Annotated in this window: 23 protein-coding genes and 1 other RNA gene; 23 read left to right on the top strand and 1 reads right to left on the bottom strand. The window is 37.4% G+C overall.

Annotation, left to right across the window (positions count from 1 at the left end; translation table 11 throughout):
* The first annotated feature begins 41 nt into the window (after nucleotides 1-41).
* The 23 genes from mraY to FJR45_RS03075 all read left to right on the top strand — a co-directional run bounded on the left by mraY (nucleotide 42) and on the right by FJR45_RS03075 (nucleotide 21,429).
* Nucleotides 42-1,103, top strand: a complete 1,062-nt coding sequence (gene mraY / locus FJR45_RS03185; RefSeq protein WP_193151315.1) for a phospho-N-acetylmuramoyl-pentapeptide-transferase — start codon at nucleotides 42-44, stop codon at nucleotides 1,101-1,103.
* A gap of 4 nt (nucleotides 1,104-1,107) precedes the next feature.
* Nucleotides 1,108-1,671 (top strand): phosphoribosylglycinamide formyltransferase, encoded by a 564-nt coding sequence (gene purN / locus FJR45_RS03180; protein ID WP_193151314.1) that lies wholly within the window; start codon nucleotides 1,108-1,110, stop codon nucleotides 1,669-1,671.
* Nucleotides 1,659-2,258 (top strand): trimeric intracellular cation channel family protein, encoded by a 600-nt coding sequence (locus FJR45_RS03175; protein ID WP_193151313.1) that lies wholly within the window; start codon nucleotides 1,659-1,661, stop codon nucleotides 2,256-2,258. Before purN ends, FJR45_RS03175 begins: the two co-directional genes overlap by 13 nt.
* A gap of 70 nt (nucleotides 2,259-2,328) precedes the next feature.
* Entirely contained in the window at nucleotides 2,329-5,049 is a 2,721-nt protein-coding gene (locus FJR45_RS03170; protein WP_193151312.1) for a cation-transporting P-type ATPase, read from the top strand.
* A complete protein-coding gene (locus FJR45_RS03165) occupies nucleotides 5,039-6,001 on the top strand; it encodes an ATP-binding cassette domain-containing protein (RefSeq protein WP_193151311.1) in 963 nt (320 codons plus the stop codon). Before FJR45_RS03170 ends, FJR45_RS03165 begins: the two co-directional genes overlap by 11 nt.
* On the top strand, nucleotides 5,998-7,278 hold the full coding sequence (locus FJR45_RS03160) for an HlyD family secretion protein (RefSeq protein WP_193151310.1): 1,281 nt from the start codon (nucleotides 5,998-6,000) through the stop codon (nucleotides 7,276-7,278). The genes FJR45_RS03165 and FJR45_RS03160 overlap by 4 nt, the downstream gene beginning before the upstream one ends.
* A complete protein-coding gene (locus tag FJR45_RS03155; protein ID WP_193151309.1) occupies nucleotides 7,279-8,622 on the top strand; it encodes a TolC family protein in 1,344 nt (447 codons plus the stop codon).
* Between the two features lie 65 nt (nucleotides 8,623-8,687).
* Nucleotides 8,688-9,182, top strand: coding sequence for a Na+/H+ antiporter subunit E (locus FJR45_RS03150; RefSeq protein ID WP_193151308.1), 495 nt, complete (start codon nucleotides 8,688-8,690; stop codon nucleotides 9,180-9,182).
* The gene (locus FJR45_RS03145; protein ID WP_193151307.1) at nucleotides 9,169-10,107 is read left to right on the top strand and encodes a universal stress protein; all 939 of its coding nucleotides are present in this window, start codon (nucleotides 9,169-9,171) and stop codon (nucleotides 10,105-10,107) included. Before FJR45_RS03150 ends, FJR45_RS03145 begins: the two co-directional genes overlap by 14 nt.
* A 9-nt stretch (nucleotides 10,108-10,116) precedes the next feature.
* Nucleotides 10,117-10,398, top strand: coding sequence for an MrpF/PhaF family protein (locus FJR45_RS03140; RefSeq protein WP_226068266.1), 282 nt, complete (start codon nucleotides 10,117-10,119; stop codon nucleotides 10,396-10,398).
* A complete protein-coding gene (gene mnhG, locus FJR45_RS03135) occupies nucleotides 10,391-10,684 on the top strand; it encodes a monovalent cation/H(+) antiporter subunit G (RefSeq protein WP_193151306.1) in 294 nt (97 codons plus the stop codon). Before FJR45_RS03140 ends, mnhG begins: the two co-directional genes overlap by 8 nt.
* Nucleotides 10,672-10,935, top strand: coding sequence for a Na(+)/H(+) antiporter subunit B (locus tag FJR45_RS03130; RefSeq protein ID WP_193151305.1), 264 nt, complete (start codon nucleotides 10,672-10,674; stop codon nucleotides 10,933-10,935). The genes mnhG and FJR45_RS03130 overlap by 13 nt, the downstream gene beginning before the upstream one ends.
* Before the next feature lie 16 nt (nucleotides 10,936-10,951).
* A complete protein-coding gene (gene mbhE, locus FJR45_RS03125) occupies nucleotides 10,952-11,614 on the top strand; it encodes a hydrogen gas-evolving membrane-bound hydrogenase subunit E (RefSeq protein WP_193151304.1) in 663 nt (220 codons plus the stop codon).
* Nucleotides 11,611-11,919, top strand: coding sequence for an NADH-quinone oxidoreductase subunit K (locus tag FJR45_RS03120; RefSeq protein WP_193151303.1), 309 nt, complete (start codon nucleotides 11,611-11,613; stop codon nucleotides 11,917-11,919). The genes mbhE and FJR45_RS03120 overlap by 4 nt, the downstream gene beginning before the upstream one ends.
* Nucleotides 11,919-13,355 carry a complex I subunit 5 family protein gene (locus FJR45_RS03115; RefSeq protein ID WP_193151302.1) on the top strand — a complete coding sequence of 479 codons (1,437 nt, stop codon included), beginning with the start codon at nucleotides 11,919-11,921 and terminating at the stop codon, nucleotides 13,353-13,355. The genes FJR45_RS03120 and FJR45_RS03115 overlap by 1 nt, the downstream gene beginning before the upstream one ends.
* Nucleotides 13,352-14,845: a complex I subunit 5 family protein gene (locus FJR45_RS03110; protein ID WP_193151301.1), complete on the top strand. Its 1,494-nt coding sequence runs from the start codon at nucleotides 13,352-13,354 to the stop codon at nucleotides 14,843-14,845. Before FJR45_RS03115 ends, FJR45_RS03110 begins: the two co-directional genes overlap by 4 nt.
* Before the next feature lies 1 nt (nucleotide 14,846).
* On the top strand, nucleotides 14,847-16,490 hold the full coding sequence (locus tag FJR45_RS03105; RefSeq protein WP_193151300.1) for a complex I subunit 5 family protein: 1,644 nt from the start codon (nucleotides 14,847-14,849) through the stop codon (nucleotides 16,488-16,490).
* Between the two features lie 75 nt (nucleotides 16,491-16,565).
* Nucleotides 16,566-16,940, top strand: a transfer-messenger RNA (tmRNA) gene (gene ssrA, locus FJR45_RS03100).
* 228 nt (nucleotides 16,941-17,168) lie between these two features.
* Complete coding sequence (locus FJR45_RS03095) at nucleotides 17,169-18,383, top strand: tyrosine-type recombinase/integrase (RefSeq protein ID WP_193151299.1); 1,215 nt, start codon at nucleotides 17,169-17,171, stop codon at nucleotides 18,381-18,383.
* Nucleotides 18,384-18,764: 381 nt separating this feature from the next.
* Nucleotides 18,765-20,000 (top strand): hypothetical protein, encoded by a 1,236-nt coding sequence (locus FJR45_RS03090; protein ID WP_193151298.1) that lies wholly within the window; start codon nucleotides 18,765-18,767, stop codon nucleotides 19,998-20,000.
* Nucleotides 20,001-20,179: 179 nt separating this feature from the next.
* Entirely contained in the window at nucleotides 20,180-20,377 is a 198-nt protein-coding gene (locus FJR45_RS03085) for a helix-turn-helix transcriptional regulator (RefSeq protein ID WP_193151297.1), read from the top strand.
* Entirely contained in the window at nucleotides 20,374-21,156 is a 783-nt protein-coding gene (locus tag FJR45_RS03080; protein ID WP_193151296.1) for a KilA-N domain-containing protein, read from the top strand. Before FJR45_RS03085 ends, FJR45_RS03080 begins: the two co-directional genes overlap by 4 nt.
* On the top strand, nucleotides 21,157-21,429 hold the full coding sequence (locus tag FJR45_RS03075) for a hypothetical protein (RefSeq protein WP_193151295.1): 273 nt from the start codon (nucleotides 21,157-21,159) through the stop codon (nucleotides 21,427-21,429).
* Nucleotides 21,430-21,901: 472 nt separating this feature from the next.
* Here FJR45_RS03075 and FJR45_RS03070 read toward each other — a convergent pair whose 3' ends face one another.
* The gene (locus FJR45_RS03070) at nucleotides 21,902-23,266 is read right to left on the bottom strand and encodes an IS4 family transposase (RefSeq protein WP_193150409.1); all 1,365 of its coding nucleotides are present in this window, start codon (nucleotides 23,264-23,266) and stop codon (nucleotides 21,902-21,904) included.
* Nucleotides 23,267-23,423: the final 157 nt, after the last annotated feature.

Genomic DNA, 23,423 nt, shown 5'->3' with positions numbered 1-23,423 from the left:
CACTTTTAAATTCTAAACAAGACTCAAATCAGGACACATATTTGTTATATTTTATACACCAGTTTCTCGATATTAACATTTTAGGTTATATCACTATCCGTGCAGGTATCGCTTTTTTTATTGCCTTAACGCTTACATTGTATTTGATGCCAAAATTTATACGTTGGGCCCAAAAAACATCCAGTGTGCAGCCTATTAACGAGTGGGCACCACAAAGACATCAGGAGAAAGTTTCAACGCCGACAATGGGTGGCATTGTCTTTATCGGGGCTACCATCATTGCCACACTCCTAACGGTTCGTCTTGACAATGCCTATGCTTTAGCCGGACTGCTTACCCTTGTGCTTTTTTCCTTCATAGGCTTTTGGGATGATTTTGCAAAAATCAAAAAAAATGAAAACCTTGCAGGCTTTAAAGCAAGAACAAAACTGCTGCTTCAAATCATTTCAGCCCTTGCAGTTTCGTGTTTTTTATGTTACTTTGCTGATTTTAACACCGATTTGTATGTGCCTTTTTTAAAAACACCTCTTCTTGATATGGGTGCATTTGCCGTTCTTTTATGGGTTTTGGTCATTATTTCCACTTCCAATGCAGTCAACCTGACAGACGGACTCGACGGTCTGGCAACAGTGCCTTCCATCGTTGCCCTCGCCACTTTCAGTATTATCATCTATATTATAGGCAATGTCAAAATCAGTGCTTATCTGCTCATGCCTCATTTTGAAGTCAGTGAAGTAGCTATTATTGCCAGTGCTCTTATAGGTGCACTTACAGGGTTTTTATGGTACAACTGCCATCCAGCCGAAGTTTTTATGGGGGACAGTGGTTCTTTGACAATAGGTGCTTTTTTGGGATACTTGGCAATTATCAGCAAAAGTGAAATACTTCTGCTCCTGATTGGTTCTATTTTTGTTATAGAGACACTCTCTGTCATATTACAAGTTGGCAGCTTCAAACTGCGTAAAAAACGAGTCTTTTTGATGGCACCGATTCACCACCATTTTGAAATGAAAAAATGGGCGGAAAACAAAATTATCGTCCGTTTTTGGATTATTGCCATTCTCTCAAATATTTTAGCATTGATTACACTGAAGATTAGGTAAAAACATGAAGAATATAGCCATACTTTCATCCCATAACGGTAGCGGTCTCGATGCCATTGTAGAAGCTGTCAATGCTGGAATTTTACCCTTAAACATTGCTTTGGTCATTTCCAATAATACAGATGCAAAAGTTTTGCAAAAAGCAAAAAAATACGGGATTACATGTAAGCTCATCAATGCAAAAACAGACCCGGACCCAAATAGAGCCATTTATGAGCTTCTTAAAGAATATGCCTGTGAGTTTGTGTTTCTCTCAGGCTACATGAAAAAACTTTCTCCTCTACTGACATCCGGTTTTACAATAATCAATTCACATCCCTCTTTGTTGCCAAAATATGGCGGGATGGGAATGTATGGGCGCTTTGTGCATGAAGCTGTCATAAAAAACAGAGAAACAACAAGCGGTGTCACCATTCATGAAGTCAATGAAAATTATGATGAGGGCAAAATCATTTTGCAAAAATCATTGCAGATAGAACCCGGTGAGAGTGTTGATTCTCTTGAAGCAAGAGTCAAAAGCCTGGAAAAAGAGGCGATAGTAGAAGGGCTTGCTCTGTGTTTGAAATAGCGGAGTACATAGGAATTATCGCTTTTTCCATGAGTGGTTTTTTTGTGGCAACCAGAAACAAACTTGATCTGCTCGGTGTTTTAGTCGCAACTTTTTTAACAGCGCTTGGCGGAGGCATAATGAGAGATGTCACTGTCGCAAAAATCCCTTTTACCTTTTCACACAACTATCCCGCCCTCATTGTCATTTCTGTTTTGCTTCTTTTGATTCTCTTTAAATTTCATCATCGCAACTCCATAGAAAACAGGGCTCTTTTCATTTTAAGTGACTCTATCGGCTTGGTCTCTTTCAGTATATCCGGAGCCCTGATTGCCATACAGAGCGGCTTCAATCTTACAGGCATTGTTGCTATGGCTTTTCTGACCGCAGTGGGAGGAGGTATTGCACGTGATGTGATTATCAATGAGGTGCCTTTTGTATTAAAAACAGGGTTTTACGGTACAGTTTCCATTCTTATCGCTATTATTTTGTATGCCCTGCATACCTTACATGTAACGACATATACAAATCTTGCCATTCTCTTTTTTGCCGCACTGACACTGAGACTTATTGCCTACTATGCAAAATGGTCTATTCCTTTACGATAAACCTTACATTTTTCATTAAGCTTAAATAGAGTATTATTTATCTGATTTTAAGATAAAAAGAGGGTTAAATATGAAAAAGCACTGGCATACTCTCAACGAACAGGATATACTGAAAATATTCAGCTCGGATTTAAAAGAGGGGCTTCGGGCAGATGAAGCACAAAACAGATATAAAAAATATGGTCCGAATCTTTTAAGTGTCAAAAAAACAAAATCTGCGCTTATGCGTTTTTTGAGTCAATTCAATCAGGCACTGGTCTATATCCTGCTGGCTGCTATTGTCATCAAAATATATCTGGGTGCCTATGTTGATGCCAGTGTAATTTTCGGTGTTGTTTTGCTGAATGCCATCATAGGTTTTGTTCAAGAGAACAAAGCGCTCAATGCCCTGGCCGCTTTATCAGAATCTTTGGTTACGATGAGTACCGTTGTGCGTTCGGGAAAAAAGCAACAGATTGACGCAAAAGGACTTGTTGTCGGCGATATCGTATTGCTGCAATCCGGAGACAAAGTGCCTGCCGATATGCGGATTCTCGCATCCCGTGAACTACAAATAGACGAATCTGCACTTACGGGAGAGTCTCTCCCCGTTGCAAAAACGAACACAATACTACCGCAGGAAGTTTCTCTTGCAGATCGAACCAATATGCTCTATTCCTCTACTTTTGTAACCTATGGCACGGGAGTTGGTATTGTTGTTGCCACAGGTGACGAGACTGAAATAGGTCATATTTCAAAACTACTCAATGATGCAACCGTCTTAGAAACTCCTTTAACGCGAAAAATATCCAAGTTCAGTCATCTTTTACTGATGGTCATTCTCTTTTTGGCTACCGTTACTTTTGCTGTAGGACTATGGCATGGAAATTCCTGGGAGGAGTTATTCATGGCATCTATCGCCTTGAGTGTTGCCATGATTCCAGAGGGCTTGCCTGCTGTCATGACAATCATTTTGGCCATCGGTGTCGCACGCATGGCAAAGCGAAATACCATTATTCGCCATCTGCCTGCGGTAGAAACTCTGGGAAGCACCACAATAATCTGTTCAGACAAAACAGGTACCTTGACACGCAATGAGATGACTGTCCAAGAACTCTACTGTGCAGATGAAAAGTTTACAGTAACAGGCATTGGGTACGCACCAAAGGGAGAGATACAACAAGAAAAAACTTATGATACTCACACGAATCAAGCCTTATTAGAACTCCTCAAAGCCGGGGTGCTTTGTAATGATTCTGTTTTAAAAGAGAGTAAAGAGTCATGGAACATTGAAGGAGATCCTACAGAGGGAGCCTTGCTGGTCTGTGCAAAAAAAGCTGCTATTGACACAGATGCACTCAGAAGTGATATGCCAAGAGTAGATGCCATCCCTTTCGAATCACAGTATCAATATATGGCGACACTGCATTTTGACAAAGAGTCCAACAAGTATATCATCTACATTAAAGGTTCCGTAGAGAGCATTACCCAACGATGTAGCACATTTTTAAATACAAATGCCAAGCCTGTTCCTCTCAATAAAAGTGAGATTTTCATGCAGGTCGAGGCTATGGCAGAAAAGGGGCTTAGAGTCTTGGCTTTTGCCAGACTCATCATAGAGCGGGCAGTAACACTTGAGCATGAAAACATCTCTCAAAATTTAGAATTTTTAGGACTCCAGGGCATGATGGACCCTCCAAGAGAAGAGGCAATAGTTTCGATAAAAGCATGTAAAACAGCAGGTATCAATGTAAAAATGATTACCGGAGATCATGCCTTAACAGCTACAGCAATTGCCCGACAAATGGGACTGATAGATGCTGAACAAAATAAAAAAAGTGCCGTCATTACAGGGAGCGAACTCACATATTTAACAGATGAAGAGATGCTTACATCCTCTAAGAATGCTTCTGTTTTTGCCAGAGTCACACCGGAACAAAAACTCCGTATTGTCGAAGCATTGCAAAAAAACAATGAAATTATTGCAATGACAGGAGATGGTGTCAATGATGCCCCGGCACTTCGCAGAGCTGATATAGGTATTGCTATGGGCATTACAGGGACAGAAGTAGCCAAAGAAGCTGCGGACATGGTACTGACTGATGATAATTTTGCCTCTATTGAAGCAGCCGTTGAAGAGGGACGAGCTGTTCTAGAAAATATTATAAAGTTTATTGGTTTTATTTTGGCTACAAACCTTGGAGAGGGGCTTGTCATTATGGTCGCTATTTTAGCTAATGTTACACTGCCTATTCTTCCTGTTCAGGCATTATGGATCAATATGACAGCTGCGGTTTTTCTTGGACTGGCCCTGGCATTTGAGCCGCAGGAGCCCGGCTTGATGCAAAAACCACCGCATGCACCTTCTGCCCCGATATTAAGAAAAGAGATGCTCATTCGTATTTTTCTGGTTGGCATCATGCTGCTTGGGGGCTCTTTCGGCTTGTTCGAACTCTCCCTTACACATGGAGCCAGTCTGGAAGAAGCCCGTACTGTAGCGGTCAATATTTTTGCAGTGGGAGAGTCTTTTTATCTGCTTGATTCCCGTTCGCTTCGTTTTTCTGCATTTAGACTGGGGCTCTTTAAGAACCCCTGGATTTGGATAGGCATCTTTTGTATGATAAGTGCCTCTGTTGCACTGACATACTTGCCTGTTATGAACAAAATGTTTCATACTGCACCAATCAGTTTGAATGATTGGGGCAGTATATTTGCAGTCGGTGTACTGATTTATGTTATAGTTTCGATTGAAAAAACAATCCGACAACTTAGATCTAACACAAATAAGGAAAAAAACAAATATGACAAATGAAGAAATTTTTAGCAATGTTTTTAAGCAACTCAAAAATATTGCATCAGAAGATAAAAAAAATATTTTTTATCTTCTCTATTACTCTGTTATTGAAGCAATTCTACTCCTTGTCAGTCCACTAACCTCAGCATTTATTATCAATAGTGTATTGGCACATGCTTCTATTTCTATTACTGTCTTAAGTATTGTTGTCATTGTTATTTTTTCACTTATTGCTATTTTGCAGGTCATAAAAGAGTACATAATAGAAAAATTTGAACAGAAAATATTTGTAAAAAATGCCATTAAAGTCTCTGAGCTTTCAATGAGTAACAAACAAAATCTTCAAAATAGAGATAAAATTGACAAATATATGAACTACTTTTTTGATGTTGTACATATACAAAAACTTTTTCCAATTTTACTTTTAAATGGTTCTAGCCTAATCATTAAAGTTATCATTAGCTTACTTTTACTGCTTTTGTTTGATATTTCATTTTTTGTAATGGGAGTGGTATTTATACTCATATTTGTTGTTATAGTTCTATTTTTAGGAAGGAAAAGTCCAAAAAGTGCAGTTGCAAGATCAGATGCAAAACACAATGCCATATATTTTTTACAAAATATTCCCTTTTTAAATGATACAAAAGAGAGCGTAATATCTAAACTGGATGAATACTTGACAATATATGTTTCAAAAAGACAACAAATGTTCAAAATAATCATTAAACAGGTTGCACTTACTTTTGCTACGGAAGGATTTATTCTGGCATCGTTTTTCATTTTAGGAGGTTACCTTGTTTTTGAAGGTATTGTTCCTATTGGAGAGTTTGTTGCTGCAGAGATTCTTATTATCTCTGTTGTTGGAGCCTTAAAAGAGTTTATTGAAAAAATAGATTATATCTATGATATGATTGAAGGATTTTATAAAATTGACAAACTTTCCAAAGTCTTTGAAGGTGAAGAAAAATGAAAAAATATAAATCATTAGAACTTGCCGAGCCACACAAGTTTATAAAACACTGGATGCTTATCACTTTTTCTATCATATCAATTTTCATAATTTTACTTTTTTTGCCATGGCAACAAACTGTATTTGGCATAGGTAAAGTAATCGCATTAGACCCAACTGAACGAGAATATGATATCGTTGCAACTGTTGATGGAGTAATAGAAAAATTTTATGTACAAGAGAACCAAGAAGTAAAAAAAGGGGATCTTCTTTTCTCAATGCGAGATTTAGATAAAGATTACAAACAAAGACTCCAAAGTATTCAACAACAGACAAAAAACCAGATAAGCAATCTTACAATTAAACTTGAAAACTTACAAAATAATCTTAGTAACCAAAAAGAAAATCTTGAAAACAAAATGAAAGCTTTTAGCACAAAAATATTACAACAGCAGAATAAAATTCTTGCTCTACAAGAGAAAAAAATTGCACTTATCAACCAAAAAAAAATTGCATATATCAATTTTAAAAGAACACAAAAACTTTTTCAAGATGGTATAGAGTCAAAACGGGCATTAGAGGTACAAAACAATACCTACATAGCAACAAAAGCAGAACTTTCAATCATCAATACAAAAATAGAAAATGCTCAAAAAGAGATATCAGTTCTTCAAAATGAGAAAGATGCAGTTTTCAATACACTGACGCAAAAAATAAATACCATAAAGAACAAATTACTAGAAACACAAAACAGTATAAATGCACTGAAAAAAAATCTGCAAAATGACAATGTCAATCTTTTACGTTATGAAAACAAGGATATTAGAGCCAAATCAGATGGCTATGTAGTAAGAATTTACCAAAATGATACAAACAAACTACTCAAAAAAGGAGATAAAATTCTCTTTTTTGTTCCGAAAGTAACAACAAGAGCCATTCGTCTTGAAGTCTCTAACTTTAACATGCCACTCATTAAAAAAGGGCTCGAAGCCCGTATAATATTTTATGGATGGCCCGCTTTACAGATTTCAGGGTGGCCAAAAATCTCTCACGGGACATACGCAGGAAAAATTGCAACAACAGAACAAACAGCATATGATCAAAATAACTACTATGCACTGCTTGTAGAAAATGAAAAAGACAGTAAGTGGCCTCCATCACAACTTTTAAGAAATGGAACACAGGCAAAAATATGGGTGCGTCTCTCAACAGTTCCAATATGGTACGAAATATGGAGACTCATATCGGCACAACCACCAAAAATGGTACATATAAAAATAGATGAATCGAGTTTTTAAATGCGAATAAGAGGCTTCCTTGTCATTCTTTTAAGTAGTTACAGTTTTGCACAAGAAGTATTTGTGCAAAAAGATATCATTAAATATTTTAATGAGAAAAACCCTTTTTACTATGAAAAAGTTGGTGATATTTATATTAAAGAGTACAATGAAATTTTCTATCAAGGTGCTTTTGATATAAAGCTTGATGCAAGATATGAAAAAAAAGAGTACCCGCTCTCTTTGGCAGAGTTTACAAAAGCAGGACTTAAACAATCTCTTGGAAACGGAGTAGAGTTTTCAGCAGCATACAGACAAGCAACAGGAACACAAGAATACAACAATATAAAAACATCCAAAGATGGGGAAGGCATTATCAATCTACATCTTCCAATTTTTAACATTCTCAACAGTATCAGTAAAAATCGAAAAAATCTCTCTCTCGCAGAACAAAAAACAAAAATAACCAGATTACAATCACAAGAGAAAATAATTAAATTTTATCTTGATGTATCAAAGCTTTATTATAAGCTTTTGCTTCAAAAAGAACTGCTTCAAGCAAATAAAGAGCTTTTAGACAAAGCATATATTAATTTTGAATTTATTCAAAAAAGTATTCAAACCGGAAAGTTGCCACAAATAGCATTAGTAGAAATAGAAAGTGAAATTATCAATAGAAAACAGAGAGTTGCACTTACCAATATAGAGTTTCAGAAAAATTTTTACTCTTTCTTACAATATCTCAATATAAATAAAAAAGATTTTAATAAAAGTTATACACTTCCAGAACTGCCAAAACAAAGCTCTATAGAGTTAGCCCAAGACAAAGCAATGCAAATAGCTTTTTCAAATAGCTTACTTTTAAAGTCATTACATGTAAAGAAAAAAGAGATAACAATTAAGCAAAAATATAATCAAGTCAAAAAGTATCCAAAATTAGACGTCAATCTATATGGTGTCTATGACTTGAAATACAAAGAGGGCTATAAGGCAACTTTTGATTTCAATCTCCCTTTGCAAAGAAGTTCCTATAAGGGGCTAAAAGGCGTTTACACAAAAGAGATGCTTTTAATACAAAATAAAATAGCACTCCAAAAGAGCAAAATAAAAACTGCCATCATCACAGTGATGCAGGAGATAAAAACAAAAAAAGAGGTTATACGTCTTGCAAAAAAAGAGGTCACCCTGAAACAAAAAGTTGAAGATGCCCAAAGAAGGCGCTATAAACTTGGTATAGGAAACCTGCTTACACTGAATCAAAGAGAAATTATCACACTGCAGGCAAAACAAAAACTTCTTAACGAATACTATAAACTTATAGAAAAAGAGTTAGAATTAAGATATATTCTCAGGGAACCGCTATAAATCTTTTTAAAAAATCAGAAAAAGAGTGTACAATACTATAATAAGTGCCTGGCAAGGGGGTCAGTATGAAATATATTCTATTGAAAAGAGTGTTTTTATTTCTTGTTATCTGGATAATTCTGACAGAAGGAAATCCTGCTTCGTTTTGGATTGGTATTCCTGCTGTCTTACTGTCTGCTTTCATCAGTCTTGTGCTTCTTCCCCCTGTTTTTTGGAACTTCACTGCACTGCTGAGGTTTATTCCGTTTTATCTCATCCGCTCTCTTCTTGGAGGCGTGGATGTAATGCTGCGTGTTTTCCATCCCGATCTTCCCATAAATCCTGGTTTGGTAGAGTATAAGTTACACATTCGCAAGCCAATAGAACAGGATATGATCGTCAATGTACTCAACCTGCTTCCGGGTACACTTTCAGTAGACATTGAAAATGATCTGCTGTTGATTCATGTACTGGATATCGGAAAAAATATCAAAAAAGAGCTTGCATTGATTGAAGAGTATATCCATAATATATTTTCTAAAAAAACAGCGACTCAAGGAAGTGTCCATGAAACGATTTAAAAACATACTCTGCATGATTGAAAATGCGCAGGAAAGTCAGAATATTTTGCAACGGGCCTCTAAACTGGCACAGGACAACCAGGCGAACCTCACCGTTGCAAGTGTTCTTCCGAATGCCCAGTCCGGTTTTCCCTTTGCAAAAAAAGAGAAACAAAAAGAGCTTGAAGAGATGACACGCGCTTTTTCAGATCAATGTAATATTGCAATTAAAATATTTTTCGGAACGCCTTATTATGAAATAATTTACAATGTTTTGCAAAATAATTATGATTTGGTTATCAAGATGCCAGAAGATGCAAGCTGGATGCACAGACTGTTTGGAAGCAATGATATGCATCTTTTGCAAAAATGTCCCTGTCCGGTCTGGTTTATCAAAAAAGAGAGTTCTCCCTCTTTTAACAATATCCTGGCTGCAGTCGATGTAGGTACCAACAGTGAAACAAAAGAAAATGCGGATGTCCAGGAGAAGCTAAACCATCAGATTCTTCAAATGGCAAGTTCTCTTGCTGTCAGTGAGTTGGCCCAACTGCACATCCTGCATGTATGGGATGCTCCAGAAGCAGCGCTTATGCAGGGTGCCTTTGTAAATATGCCCGATTCTGAGGTTATTGCGTATGTGGAAGAGATGCAAAACACACATCATGCAAAACTAAAAGCACTCCTGCATGATGCAGCACAAAAACAGGTTGGCGATATGCTGGAGTTTTTACAGCCAAATATCCATCTCGTACGAGGCCAGGCAAATAAAATCATTCCCCGGTTCGTTCAAAAACTACAAATTGATTTGATTGTCATGGGTACTGTTGCGCGAACCGGTTTGGCAGGAGTGATTATGGGAAATACGGCGGAAGATATACTCAACCAGATAGACTGTTCTGTTCTTGCAGTCAAACCTCCCGGATTTAGAACTCCGATAACATTATAGGGACATGCAATGATGAATATTCTTTATATAACGCTTGTCATTTTTTTATTTTTAAACCTGATTGCAGGAATATGGCGTCTTGTATATGGTCCGACGAATGAAGACCGTATTTTGGCATCACAGTTATTCGGGACGATTACCGTTATCATACTCCTTTTGCTTGCCCAGATCAATGAAAATGCCGCTTTGCGTAATGTGGCCTTGCTCTTTGCCTCACTCGCAGCTGTCACGGCAATAGCCTTTGTCCAAAGCAGCAGTAAGAACAAAGACACCAGGAGTGAAAATGACTGATCTTGTTTCTGTAGTGTTTCTTTTGCTTGGAGCAGTTTTCTTTTTAGCAGGAACAGTCGGTCTTTTGCGACTGCCTGATGTCTACACTCGCCTGCATGCTTTAACCAAAGCGGATAATATTGGTGTTGGTTTCATTGTGACGGCACTCTGTTTTCAGGCAGATTCACTCTTTGCGGCAGGGAAGCTGCTGCTTATCTGGTTTTTGGTTTTTTTGGCAGGAGCAGGTGTCTCCCATTTAATAGCAAAAAATGCCTTTCGCAATGGAATAAAAATATGGAAACGCTGACACTCATGAAATTGGTGTTCGATACTTTGCTTGCAGGTGCCATACTCTTCATTGCCTACAAAACACTTACATGTAAAGACCTGTTTCAGGCCATTGTTTTTTTTATTGTTTTTGGCTTATTGATATCTGTCGCATGGGGACGCTTAGGTGCCTATGATGTGGCTATGGCTGAAGTGGTTATCGGTGCCGGGCTTACAGGAGCTTTGCTGCTGAGTGCTCTGGTCAAACTCAAAAAAATGCATATATACTAAAACAAGGAGCGTATAGATGATGATCCGTTTTGTTACTCTCATTTTGACACTGCTTCTTTTTACAGGACTGGCCTACTCGGTTCTTTCTATGTCCCACCCTGCACAAGGGCTTGCCCGGACAGTGCATCTGCAGATACAAAACAGTGGAGTTTCCAATCCTGTGACAGCAGTACTTATGAACTTTCGTGCCTATGATACCCTGCTGGAAATGTCTGTTTTGTTTATCTCTCTTGTGAGTGTTTACTCATTAAGTCATTCAAAAAGAGGAGCAAAATCTCTTTTGCACAGTCCGGTACTCAAAAGGCTGGGAGGCATTCTAGTGCCCATACTGCTCTTGCTTGCTGCCTACCTCTTATGGGTAGGCGCACATGCTCCAGGAGGTGCTTTTCAGGCGGGTTCTGTTATAAGTGCTACTGGAATTTTAATTTTTTTAAGCGGATGGAAGTTTAATTTGTCTGTGAAACATTTCTTTGTGCGACTTCTTATAGCGATAAGTTTACTTGTTTTTTTTCTGATCTCGGCAGGAACCCTCCTGCTCTCTCATACGCTTCTTGAGTTTTCCCCAACGCAGGCTTCTGTTTTTATTTTTCTTCTTGAAGCGGCTGCAACAGTTTCGATAGGCGTCACACTTTTTAATCTCTTTGTTGCTGTTTTCTCCCATTCAAAGGATGAAAATTGAATACCTTGCTTTTGTATCCGCTTACCGGAATTGGACTTTTTTGCATAGGTTTGTATGCACTCATTTTACAGCCGCATCTTCTACGAAAGCTTCTGGCAATAAATATCATGGGAAGCGGCGTTTTTCTTCTCCTTGTTTCTCTTTCTCTGCCCGGTATATCCGTACAACAGGACCCTGTGCCGCAGGCCATGGTCATCACAGGAATAGTAGTTGCCATCTCAGCAACAGCCCTGGCCCTGGTTTTTATGATAAAAATTGCAGCAAAAACAGGCAAAGCAGAACTCTCAAACCTGGAAAAAGAATAATGGAGGTTTTTTTAATTTTATTGCCGATTTTTGGAGGAGTGCTCTCTTTTCTTGTACCAAAATTCAACCAGACAATTGCCATCACAACACTTCTTCTTACCCTTTTTATTGTCGTTGGTGTTGCTGTAAAACTGCTTGAAAGCGGTGCCTATTATCATCTTGTCGGCGGTTGGGGTGCGCCTTTGGGTATCAACCTCTACATAGATGGTCTGAGCCTTGTTATGCTGGGGCTTACTGCCCTGATTGGTTTGGGAGCCGGTATCTATGCAAAAAAATATTTCACACACAGACAATCTCTCTGGTTTTGGCCGCTATGGCTGTTTTTGATAACCGGGCTCAATGCTCTTTTTTTATCACAGGATATCTTTAATTTTTATGTGACTTTGGAACTTATAGGTCTGGCATCTGCTTCTTTGACTGCTTTGAGCAATACCAAAGAAGCACTCATCGGAGCTATGCGGTATCTATTGGTAACACTTTTGGGTTCGCTTGCTTATCTTTTGGGAGTTGCCCTGCTCTATCATGGTTTTGGGAGTGTCGATATGGCTCTGCTTGCAACAAAAATAAAATCTGTTCCTGTTGCCTGGGCTGCCATGGGTCTCATGAGCGCCGGCTTGCTTTTAAAAAGTGCTCTTTTCCCTTTGCATTTTTGGCTTCCGCCTGCACATGCAAGTGCCCCGGCTCCCATCAGTGCAATTTTGTCGGCACTTATCATTAAAGCTTCCATATATATACAGCTGCGTTTATGGCTATCTCTTTTCCTTCCTCTGAACAGTTTTTATTTTGAAATATTCTTTGCCTTGCTTGGGTCTGTGGCTGTTGTGTGGGGCTCTGTTTCGGCACTTGTTCAAACTCGGCTCAAACTGCTCATAGCCTACTCCACTGTAGCCCAGGTAGGCTATCTTTTTATTGCTTTTTCTCTTGCTTTGGGAGGGATGTCCATAGCATGGAGTGCACTCATATATCTCATGCTCTCACACGCACTGGCAAAAAGTGCCTTGTTCCTTGTAGCGGGAAATCTGTTGCATTTTCACGGGCATGACCGTATCATTGATCTTGATCGCATTGCACAGAGACTTCCTTTAAGCACGGCTGCTTTTGCTCTGGCAGGGGTAAGTATCATCGGCTTACCACTCAGCGGTGGTTTTATAGGCAAATGGTTTCTGCTCGAAGCATCTATTGCAAACAATAACTGGGGCATCACCCTGGTCATTCTTCTGGGCGGATTATTGGCTGCAGGATATATTTTCAAGGTTTTAGGATTTACATTTACAAAAGCCGCTGTAGCACAGGAAACAAAGCAGATTCCTCTCTCTATGGAGATTGTGCCTTTATTTTTTGCAGTCATGGCAATTTTACTGGGATTTTTTGCAACACCTCTGCTTGCACTGATACATATCGGCAATCCCTTTGGCATTATAGGAGCAGCTCCATGAGTTTAAACACCTATATACCGCTTTTTGTGGTACTGAGCTCTTTTTTACCTGCACTCATAATCTTTAGACTTTCAGAAAAACAGCGTACTCTGCGTACACTTTTGAATCTTTTGGGAATTTGCATAACACTTGTCTTAGTCCTATGGATGTTTGTCGGAGTCTATTATGGTCAATCTTATGAAATACGCCTGCCTCTGATTCAAAACCTTGATATCAGCCTGCGTGCCGGACCTTTTGCGCTTTTCTTCACAGGGCTTTCAAGTGTTTTATGGTTTATCACCACTGTCTATGCAATCGGTTACCTTGAGGGTTCAGCTCACAGCAGCCGTTTCTTCGGGTTTTTCAATCTCTGTATTACCGCTACTATCGGTATAGCTTTATCTGGAAACCTCATCACCTTTTTGCTTTTTTACGAGATTCTGACACTCTCGGCCTATCCTCTTATAATTCACAGAGGGACAGAAGAGTCGCGTCTTGCAGGTGCCGTCTATCTTGTATACACCCTCATAGGCGGCGCCTTATTGCTTTTAGGAACAGTATGGCTTTACACCCTGAGCGACACACTTGAATTTACACCAAAAGGCTTTGTTTCCACACTCACGCAGGAACACTCCTTTGCTCTTGTCTTTATTTTCATCCTTTTGATTGCAGGATTTGGTGTCAAAGCGGCACTCTTTCCTCTTCACGGATGGCTGCCAAAAGCAATGGTGGCGCCGGCACCGGTCAGTGCTCTTTTACACGCAGTTGCTGTGGTTAAAGCAGGAGCATTTGGAATTGTACGCGTTGTATACGAGGTATACGGTCTTGAAACAGCGGCATTTCTTGGTCTGACAACCCCTCTTGCTGTTATAGCTTCGTTCACAATTATATACGGTTCACTCAGAGCACTTTTTCAAGATAACCTCAAACGAAGACTGGCTTATTCTACAATAAGCCAGGTCTCATATATTATTCTGGGTATTGCGCTTGTAGGTCCTGTAGCCACTACAGGAGGCGTTATCCATTTAGTCCATCAGGGTGTCATGAAAATCACACTCTTTTTTGGAGCAGGAAATTTTGCAGAAACACTTGGTGTGCATCATATCAGTCAGATGAACGGTATCGCAAAGCGTATGCCCTGGACTATGGTCTCTTTTACTGTCGGCGCACTCGGTATGATTGGCATACCTCCTATTGCGGGGTTTGTCACAAAATGGTACCTTGGGCTTGGAGCCTTGGAGTGCGGACAGGAATGGGTCATATTCATACTTGCCGGCAGCAGTCTTTTAAATGCCGGATACTTTTTGCCTATTCTCTACCGGGCATGGTTTTTGGCACCTCCGGAGTCCTGGCCGGATGAACATAATTTTCCAAAGGCAGAAACAAAGCTCAGTCTCTTATGGCCACCGCTCATTACAGCATTTTTTTCTCTTTGTTTTGGTCTCTTTGCCGCCTCACCATGGAGCCCTTTGGCATGGGTGCATCTCATTACACAGCGGGAGTTCTTTTAAAATGTATGAAAAATTTGTGGAGAGTTTGCTCCTGTTTGGTGTACTCTGGCCTTTGATGTCAGTACCTGTACTTGCTGTTAAAAAAATCCGTGCCGTAGTTTTGTCTCTGGTCCCATGGGCAGCACTTCCCGCACTTTTAGCTGCTTTGTTTGTCTCCCCTGACACATTTCATTTGGAATTTCCGTGGCTGATACTGGGGGTTCAGATCGGACTCGACACTACAGGTTCACTCTTCTTACTTGGAAGTTCGCTCCTTTGGCTTGTTGCCGCTCTTTATACAAAAGCCTATTTCCCAGAAGAAAAAAAACAGGTCTCTTTTTATAGTTTTTTTCTGCTGACAATGGCAGGAAATTTTGGGCTTATTGTATCACAGGATATTTTCAGTTTTTATCTTTTTTTCACGCTCATGAGCCTTGCCTCTTATGGTCTTGTTGTTTTCAACAGAGACAACAAAGCCTTTCACGCAGGCTTGGTTTATATAGTTTTGGTTGTGATCGGAGAGGTGATGCTCTTTGTTGCTTTTTTATTACTGGCACAGATATCTGATGCCACTTCATTTGAAGCATTGCGTAGCGGACTAACAAACACTCCGGATAAAAACTTCATCATCTTTTTACTTTTTATTGCTTTTGGCATAAAAGCAGGTGTCATCGGCTTACATGTATGGTTACCGCTTGCCCATCCCGTTGCACCTACTCCCGCAAGTGCAGTTCTTTCCGGTGCAATGATAAATGCCGGCCTTCTGGGATGGCTGCGTTTTCTTCCTTTAGGTGAAATCTTCTCCGTAAACTGGGCGCTGAGTTTTATAGTATTGGGAATTGCAGCTCAATTTTACGGTGTCATTGCAGGAGTGACACAGCGTAATCCAAAAACGCTCTTGGCCTACTCCAGTATCAGTCAAATGGGCATCATGACAATGCTTACAGGGTTTGGGTTCTATCTGCCTCAATACTGGGAGAGTATTGTAGTCGGCATCACCTTTTTTGCGTTGCATCACGGACTAAACAAAGGAGCCCTGTTTTTGGGTGTCGGTATGCTTGGAGACACAAATAGACAACAGAGATACGCTCTCTGGTTTGGACTGCTCATCCCTGCACTTGCATTAGCAGCTTTTCCCTACAGCAGTGGTATGGTAGCCAAATATTTGGTAAAAGATTATATAAATTATTTTCCAACACCATGGAGTACACTGCTTGGGATGCTTCTTTTTGTTGGGACTCTCGGTACGACACTGCTTATGATAAGATTGCTCTATTTGGTCCGACCTTCTTCGACTCCTTTTGGAGTAAAAGCAAATGTTCCTCTGCTGTGGCCGTGGGTGTTGCTTTTGGGGATTATTCTTACTTTGCCGTTTATACTGGAAGCTTCTTTGGAGCTTATATACAAACTCAGTCCACTGCCTTTTCTTTATCCTCTGCTTGTCGCTATTGTCATAACTTTTGTTATCGGCAAAACAAAAAAAATCAAAAATATACAACCTATACCAGCAGGAGATATAATCATTTACTATGAAAGAATTCTTTTTTATATAATAAAATATGGCAAAAAACTCAATCTTGTTTTGCACTGTTACAGATACTTTGGCTTTAGGACAAGGCATTTCATCACAAAACTCTCAAATACCATAACAGCCTGGATACAATAAATCACTCTGCTGTTTACAAATGAACAAAAAAATTTGATATAATAAGACATTACTTTTAAAATAAGTAACAAATATGGGGCTGACCTGGTTTCGACGGGATCTGGTGGCTCCCAACTGCATGTCGGACTGAGCATTCCGTTAGACGGCTCACAATTGCTTAAACGCAAACAATACAAATTATCGCCCAGCTTTAGCAGTAGCTTAAGTTTTAACCCCTCGTAAGAGGCGGGCTGCTTCACCTGTGGATTCTAAATAAGCAGGGCTCGAAGTATAACCTTTCATTTAGATATATCTTGAGTACGCTTCAGCTCAAGACGAATCTATGAGGCTGGTCTTGCGTAGCTTTGCAGGTTGTGTGAAGCAAGACGAGATTAAACAACCTTTCTAAGCATGTAGACGTTGGGAGTAGCCAGGTTTCGGACTGCGGTTCGATTCCGCACAGCTCCACCAAGTAACAATTTAATCCCATCTAATAAACTCCATAAAACCCCCTAAAATACGAACTTTAAACTACTTCTTTAGTCTAACTTAATCTAATGTGTAGTATAGTTATCTCAACTTTTTAGGGGCTGATTAGGGGGCTTAATACAAAATAGCCAATTAATACAAAATCAATAAGCCCCTAAAATACAAAAAAGGGCTTATTCATTTAGCCCCCATAATACTTAAAGGTTACCTATGGCACGAACTATAACACCACTTACAGCTACACAGATTAAACAAGCGAAACCCAAAGAAAAAGATTATAAGCTTAGTGACGGTGGGGGCTTATATCTTTTAGTGACAAAAGCAGGTGGCAAACACTGGAAGCTAAAATATAAGTTTGAAAATAAAGAGAATAAAATATCTTTAGGGGCTTATCCTGAAATAACATTATCGACAGCCAGAGAGTTAAGAGAAAAACATAAAACAGACATAGCAAACGGTATCAATCCAAACGAACTAAAAAAAGAAAAGAAAGAGCTACAAAAGCAAGAAGCAATTAAAAACCTAAACACTTTTGAAAACATAGCCTTAGAACGCTTAGAAAAACAGAAAGATACATTTAGCGAAGCTCACTACAAAAGAACTATAAACGCATTTAAAAATGACTGTTTTAAATACATAGGAAATAAAAACATAGATGATGTTGTAGCAAAAGACATCATAAACATAATGCAGATTATGAATAAGCGAGGCGTGAATGATAGTGCGAGAAAACTTTTTTATGCAATTAGTAAAACCTTTAAGTGGGCAGTAGCAAACGCAAAGGCTGAAAGAAACCCATGTGCTGATGTTTTACTGGAAGAAATATTAGGGAAAAAAACAAAACAGCATTACCCGACCATTACAGATGATACAGGCATAAAAAACTTACTCATAAGTATAAAAGAGTACGGGGGCGAACTCTCTACCAAATACGCCCTTTTGATGTTAGCCTATACTTTTGTAAGACCAAGTAACGCACGATTAGCATTATGGAGTGAAATAGACCTCAACGCTAAGCAGTGGGTAATCCCAGCTAAAAAGATGAAAACAAAAGATGAGTTTATTATACCCCTAAGTAACACCATCATAGAACTTATAGAAGAAATACAGCTTTACAGTGGCGACAGTCCTTACTTATTCCCAAGCACAAAAAGCAAAACCACGCCGTTAAGTGATGGGGCATTATTAGGAGCTATTAGGCGAATGGGCTACACTAAAGAGGAATTTACACCGCACGGGTTTAGGGCTATGTTTAGCACAATAGCACACGAAAAAAGCCCTTTTAAATATGATGTAATCGAAACACAGTTAGCCCACAGTGTAGGCAACAGCGTAAGCCAAGCATATAACCGTGCAAAATATCTTAATGAGCGGGTGGAGCTTATGCAGTGGTGGAGTGATTATCTTGATGATTTGCAAAGGTAGAGGGGGCGATTAATCCCCTCTATTTTATTGCTAGTATAGCTTTGTTAAGTAGCCAATGACTAACAATAAAATGAGTATTTTGATAAGCAAAACATACTCCTTTTTTTCAACACTCCCACCCAACACTTCCCACGAAATGCCAAAAAAAAGGCAAAAAAAAAGCCCGACCTCAAAAAGAAGCCGAGCTTTTACAGTGCCGTTACCTGATAATCAGTCAAGTAAAGGAAGTAAGTTTTGCTTATCGAGTGCAATTATAACACAAAAAGAGTTAATCTCAAAAAATTAATAATCTAAAGAAGTATGACATAATGCAATGTATATCTTTTTTTTATGAATGTTTGAATATGATGGTGTAATCTAATAGAACGGAGTATAAATTTTATGGATAATTATTTTTCATATGATTTGAAAAGCAAGGTGTATCAATTATTTGGGGTTTCTTTGTCATTAGTTGAAAGCATAAGAATTATAAAAACTATTAAGAAAGTTGTAAATTATGACAGTGAAACATTAGAGTTATATTCATTTAATGTTGAAGATATGTTTTACTCAATAGAATTAGAAGATTATATTTACAATGAATTGCTTTGTATTGAAGATTTAGAGTATAACTATGAGAATATAAAAGAAATTATTTTAGCTATTAAATTGCATACAGATTACAAAATAGATGAAATTAAAAAGTATTTTGAAGAATTATTTATTGAAATAGAACAAAATAAAAAAGAATATGAATTACAATGCGAACTTGATAATCATTTAGAACTTGAAAAGCTTTTATCTTTGCAATATTGTGCAAAAGATATTCAGATATTTTTTAATGATGAGTGCAAAGAACTTATAGTTAGATATGAAATACAAAGTTATAAAAAAATAAAAAATGTATATGAAAAAGTTGGAGTTGAAATCATAGAAGAAAATTATCATGACTTAAAGGAACGATTGATTGAATATGAATTGCAAACAGTTAAAGATAATATACAATTAGAATTAAATAATATAACCAAAGATTACAATGATTACGGAACTGATGAAGAATTATCGCAAGATGAAAAGATTGACGCACTTTATAATACCTATGAAAATATCTCGGAAGCAACTACAAAAGTAATTACACGTTCTGGTAAAATAAAGATTTTACATAAAAGTATTTTACATCATTTGAATGATTGTATCTATAAACTTCAAAATGACATATTAGGAGCAGGTAGGTATAAAACTGAACTTTTAAACATGATGAAAAAAGAAGGACTTAATCAAATAGCAAAAAATGACAAAGGACAATATCATTATGTAAATCTCTTTAAAATATTAGTCAACTATTATGACTTATTAAGAGAGTATAAAGCTATTGTTAATGAATTAAAATGGTTAGACGACGGTATAACCGCAGGATATGAAAGAGAAGATAAGTTAGCATATAATAAGGCAATATGGTATAAATTTTATAAGGTAGCAAAAGAAAAGTATAAACAAGGGCATTTGTATAGTGTCTATTTCTCTTTTGTTTATAATACTAAAAAAATATCTTTTTCATTTCTTAAAAAAGCTTTTAGAACTCAAAATACACAATACAAAACTTTAAATATCTTTCAACTTCCTATTAGCACAATTTAAAAAAATAAGTACGGTTTTAGATTTATTTCTAAACATCACTTAAAAAAAACAATTCTCTTATAATTCCCTCATGTAAGATGAACTCTATTAAATTCACATAGAGTATTCAAAAAATATTTAGCTAATAATCTTACCAACAAAATATAATCGATTATGTTTCATTATTTGGAGCATTAAAAATGAAAGAAACAATACAAACACAAAAGAAATACATACGAGCTAAAGAGGTAGCAAGTATCTACGGAATAGGCTTATCCACTGTATGGCTATATGCTAAAAATGGTAGATTAACGCCTAAAAAGATTAGCGAGAGGGTTACGGTTTTTTCTGTTGCAGAACTTGAAGAACTTTTTAATAGTGATGAGGTGGCATCATGAAAAAGTATGACCTCTTAACAATACAAGGCAAAGATTTAGTTATTGACATTTCACAGTTACTTAGCGATGAGGTGCTTTATATAAACGCTACACATTTAGCCAAGCAGTTTGGAAAGGATAAGTACCAGTTACGAGATTTTTTAAACTCAAAGAGCTTTTTAGAATACAAAGAAGCAGTTTTTAAAGTGAGAAAAAACCACCACTTTAAAACTGATGATAAAGGCTTAAAATATTCCATAAAAGGAAAATATGGAGGCACTTATATTCATAGTGATTTGGCTATTGTTTTTATGCGGTGGCTAAGCCCTGAATTTGCAGTTAAATGCGATATGTATATAAAGGAAAAAATACAAACAATTCACAATGAAAAGCTTATAATTGAAGCAACAGCCAAAGCCAATAGGCTAAACAGTGAATGGATACAAACAAGAGCAGAGGCAAAAGCTACACGCAAAGAGTTAAGCGAGGCTATAAAAGCGTTTTGTGAGTATGCACAGACGCAAAGAGCTACACCCTACAAAAAAGGCAAATGCCCCTATTATATAAAGCTCACGCAGTTGGTTTATAAATCATTAGGAATTATCAAGCCAAAAGGTACACAAAGCCCCCGTGATGTTTTTAACGGTGCAATGATGGAGAGTATCGAAACGCTTGAAGATTTTCTTATAAAGCTACTCTATGACTTTATTAAGCGTGAAGTTGAGTATCACGAAGCCTTTAAGCTCACTAAAGAGATGATACAGCACGAAGCAATGCTTTTAACTGATGAGGTGGCATAGATGGCAAAGAAAAAATTATCACACACAGCTAAGATACTTCAAAAGTTTTTAGCAGGAGAAACGGTTATAAGCAGTGATGTTTTTGCAAGTAATACCAATCAGTATTTCGGACAGATAAAAGACCAAGGCATAGAGCTTATAGAGTGGAACGACCCGACAGAGGGCAGACACTTAAAGCGTAGGCTAAATATGAGTGATGAGAATGCAGAGAGAGCTAAAAAGTACCTCAACCGATTAGCTGGTAAAATCAATGCAGTGGGGAATAAGTCTTAGAATAGTATCTGATTTTGATAGTGAGTTATGGGGTTTACCACCACCGAGTAGGATACGGTGGCTTAGTCGTACAGATGGTACAAAAATCTTAAATGTATTATACCATTTTCAACACCCACCGCAAAGCTGGAGAGAGTGGCAACGCATAGCCTCTATTAAGGTGCAGATACAAGAGCGAGCACCTAAAGTCATATTTGATGAGTACGAGCCTTTAGAGGGTATAGAGAGGGTTTATACTGTTTCAAGTTTAGGGAAGCATTTTAACAAGTTTATCAAGTTTCATAAGCCTTTATATCCAAGTGATAAAAAAGAGTTTATGCGGTCATTAACTTTATATTGTCAAAGATTACATTACGAGGGGCAGTTACATGTTGAAGCAGTTATTGCTATTGCATTTCACTTCAATTCTAAGGGTGGGTTCAACGCCATTAAGTTAAGCCTACAACCACCTAATTTACGAACTTCCTGCTGATTAGTTTCCAACATTTTTCTTCTTCATTTTAAGATAATTTATCGAATTGGTGGCTATGGTGGACTTTTGTATATCTTTATCCAGCCGTGGTTTTGATTTCCTATTTGGTCGAATTACTATTGTATTTGTCAGAAAAAGTTTCTCCATCTGCTCAAGCATATCTTCTATTGGTTCATCCAAATAAAAAAGGTCAAATACCTTATGTTTGATGATATTAAAAGAGACTGCTTTATTTACTTTTTGGATATATTTATTCTCTTTGGTTTTCTCTTTTAGGTCTTGGTTTATGTCGTATGTCATGGCAGATTCATAGTTTGTCAAAAAGATAGTTGCAAAGAAATCTTGTTTTACTGATAATGCACTTTGACCTGTAAAGTTTTCTAAAGAGAGTCTATTTTTTATCAAATCAAAGTATGTCTCAATTCCCCATCTAAGAGAGTATAACTCTTTAAACTCTGATGTTTTAAGTACTTCTCTATCAAGTACATTTGTTGCCAACACTTCTACAGTACCGTTATCTAAAATTACCTGTACAAATCGTATTTTTAACTTTGTAGGTAAATTCAGACTTTTTAGATCATCTCTTATGATTTTAGGAGCATTTATCTCAAGTATCACATCTTTTTTTTCACTATGTGGAGCAAAAAGAAACTTAGCTTTTGAGAAGCTATTTGTTCTAATACGACAAACTATTTTTGTTTTATTATAAGCAACTGCAAAGAGTTCAAATGATGGATAACCTCTATCCATAAGCACTAAATCATCCTCTTTACAATACTCAAAGTGATTCATCGCTAGAGTTCGCTCATCATAAGCTATAAGCTCATTTATTTGACTACTATTTTTATTCTCAATACAAGAATCAAGTGCAATATTATTAAGCACATCAAAGAGGCAAGATACTCGTGCTTGAGAGACATCTTTAGCATAATCTTTTATCTGACATTTAACCTTCATAGGATTAAACTCTTTTTTTACATCCTCTGTATTTGGAAGTGTTACAATAGAACCATCTACAGCTAAGATTCTATATCCTTTATAGGTTTCATAATCTCCATCTTTGTAAAAGATTTCAGCTGCCATCTGTGCAAACTCTTCAAATGCTGTATAGTTAAGTTTCGCTCGTGCTTGCGTATATGCACTATTAGAGATAGTGACATCTTCACCTAAAGCAAGTTGTGTATCATTAATGCTGTTTTGTAAAGATTTATTACTCTTTTTAATCATCATAGTCATAATTTTAGCAAACCCTAGCTTTCTATCCCTTGTAAAAGAATTTATTCCAATTTTATGTTTCATCTGGAAAGATTCTTCTCTTTTTTTGTCTTTAAAAACTCCCGAAATTTCGATAGTTTTTTTTAACATAACCAACCCTTAATATATAAATATATTATACTCAAATAACACTTTCAGATAGCTTTGAAATCCCTATATTAAGTGGTTTGTAAAGATTTTACAAAATGTTTTTTATAGTTTTTTTTAAAACTTCAAGCTATTTTTTAGTTCTTCTCATTGCTTAACT

Origin of the sequence: Sulfurimonas sediminis (genome assembly GCF_014905115.1) — a bacterium.
GTDB lineage: Bacteria > Campylobacterota > Campylobacteria > Campylobacterales > Sulfurimonadaceae > Sulfurimonas > Sulfurimonas sediminis.
The sequence above is the reverse complement of the archived record's forward strand: the minus strand, read 5'-3'. Positions and strand labels throughout refer to the sequence as shown.

Coding starts and splice junctions, on each gene's coding strand:
- purN (WP_193151314.1), top strand. CDS start 1,108: ATGAAGAATATAGCCATACTTTCATCCCATAACGGTAGCGGTCTCGAT.
- FJR45_RS03170 (WP_193151312.1), top strand. CDS start 2,329: ATGAAAAAGCACTGGCATACTCTCAACGAACAGGATATACTGAAAATA.
- FJR45_RS03165 (WP_193151311.1), top strand. CDS start 5,039: ATGACAAATGAAGAAATTTTTAGCAATGTTTTTAAGCAACTCAAAAAT.
- FJR45_RS03160 (WP_193151310.1), top strand. CDS start 5,998: ATGAAAAAATATAAATCATTAGAACTTGCCGAGCCACACAAGTTTATA.
- FJR45_RS03155 (WP_193151309.1), top strand. CDS start 7,279: ATGCGAATAAGAGGCTTCCTTGTCATTCTTTTAAGTAGTTACAGTTTT.
- FJR45_RS03150 (WP_193151308.1), top strand. CDS start 8,688: ATGAAATATATTCTATTGAAAAGAGTGTTTTTATTTCTTGTTATCTGG.
- FJR45_RS03145 (WP_193151307.1), top strand. CDS start 9,169: ATGAAACGATTTAAAAACATACTCTGCATGATTGAAAATGCGCAGGAA.
- FJR45_RS03140 (WP_226068266.1), top strand. CDS start 10,117: ATGATGAATATTCTTTATATAACGCTTGTCATTTTTTTATTTTTAAAC.
- mnhG (WP_193151306.1), top strand. CDS start 10,391: ATGACTGATCTTGTTTCTGTAGTGTTTCTTTTGCTTGGAGCAGTTTTC.
- FJR45_RS03130 (WP_193151305.1), top strand. CDS start 10,672: ATGGAAACGCTGACACTCATGAAATTGGTGTTCGATACTTTGCTTGCA.
- mbhE (WP_193151304.1), top strand. CDS start 10,952: ATGATGATCCGTTTTGTTACTCTCATTTTGACACTGCTTCTTTTTACA.
- FJR45_RS03115 (WP_193151302.1), top strand. CDS start 11,919: ATGGAGGTTTTTTTAATTTTATTGCCGATTTTTGGAGGAGTGCTCTCT.
- FJR45_RS03110 (WP_193151301.1), top strand. CDS start 13,352: ATGAGTTTAAACACCTATATACCGCTTTTTGTGGTACTGAGCTCTTTT.
- FJR45_RS03105 (WP_193151300.1), top strand. CDS start 14,847: ATGTATGAAAAATTTGTGGAGAGTTTGCTCCTGTTTGGTGTACTCTGG.
- FJR45_RS03095 (WP_193151299.1), top strand. CDS start 17,169: ATGGCACGAACTATAACACCACTTACAGCTACACAGATTAAACAAGCG.
- FJR45_RS03090 (WP_193151298.1), top strand. CDS start 18,765: ATGGATAATTATTTTTCATATGATTTGAAAAGCAAGGTGTATCAATTA.
- FJR45_RS03085 (WP_193151297.1), top strand. CDS start 20,180: ATGAAAGAAACAATACAAACACAAAAGAAATACATACGAGCTAAAGAG.
- FJR45_RS03080 (WP_193151296.1), top strand. CDS start 20,374: ATGAAAAAGTATGACCTCTTAACAATACAAGGCAAAGATTTAGTTATT.
- FJR45_RS03075 (WP_193151295.1), top strand. CDS start 21,157: ATGGCAAAGAAAAAATTATCACACACAGCTAAGATACTTCAAAAGTTT.
- FJR45_RS03070 (WP_193150409.1), bottom strand. CDS start 23,266: ATGTTAAAAAAAACTATCGAAATTTCGGGAGTTTTTAAAGACAAAAAA.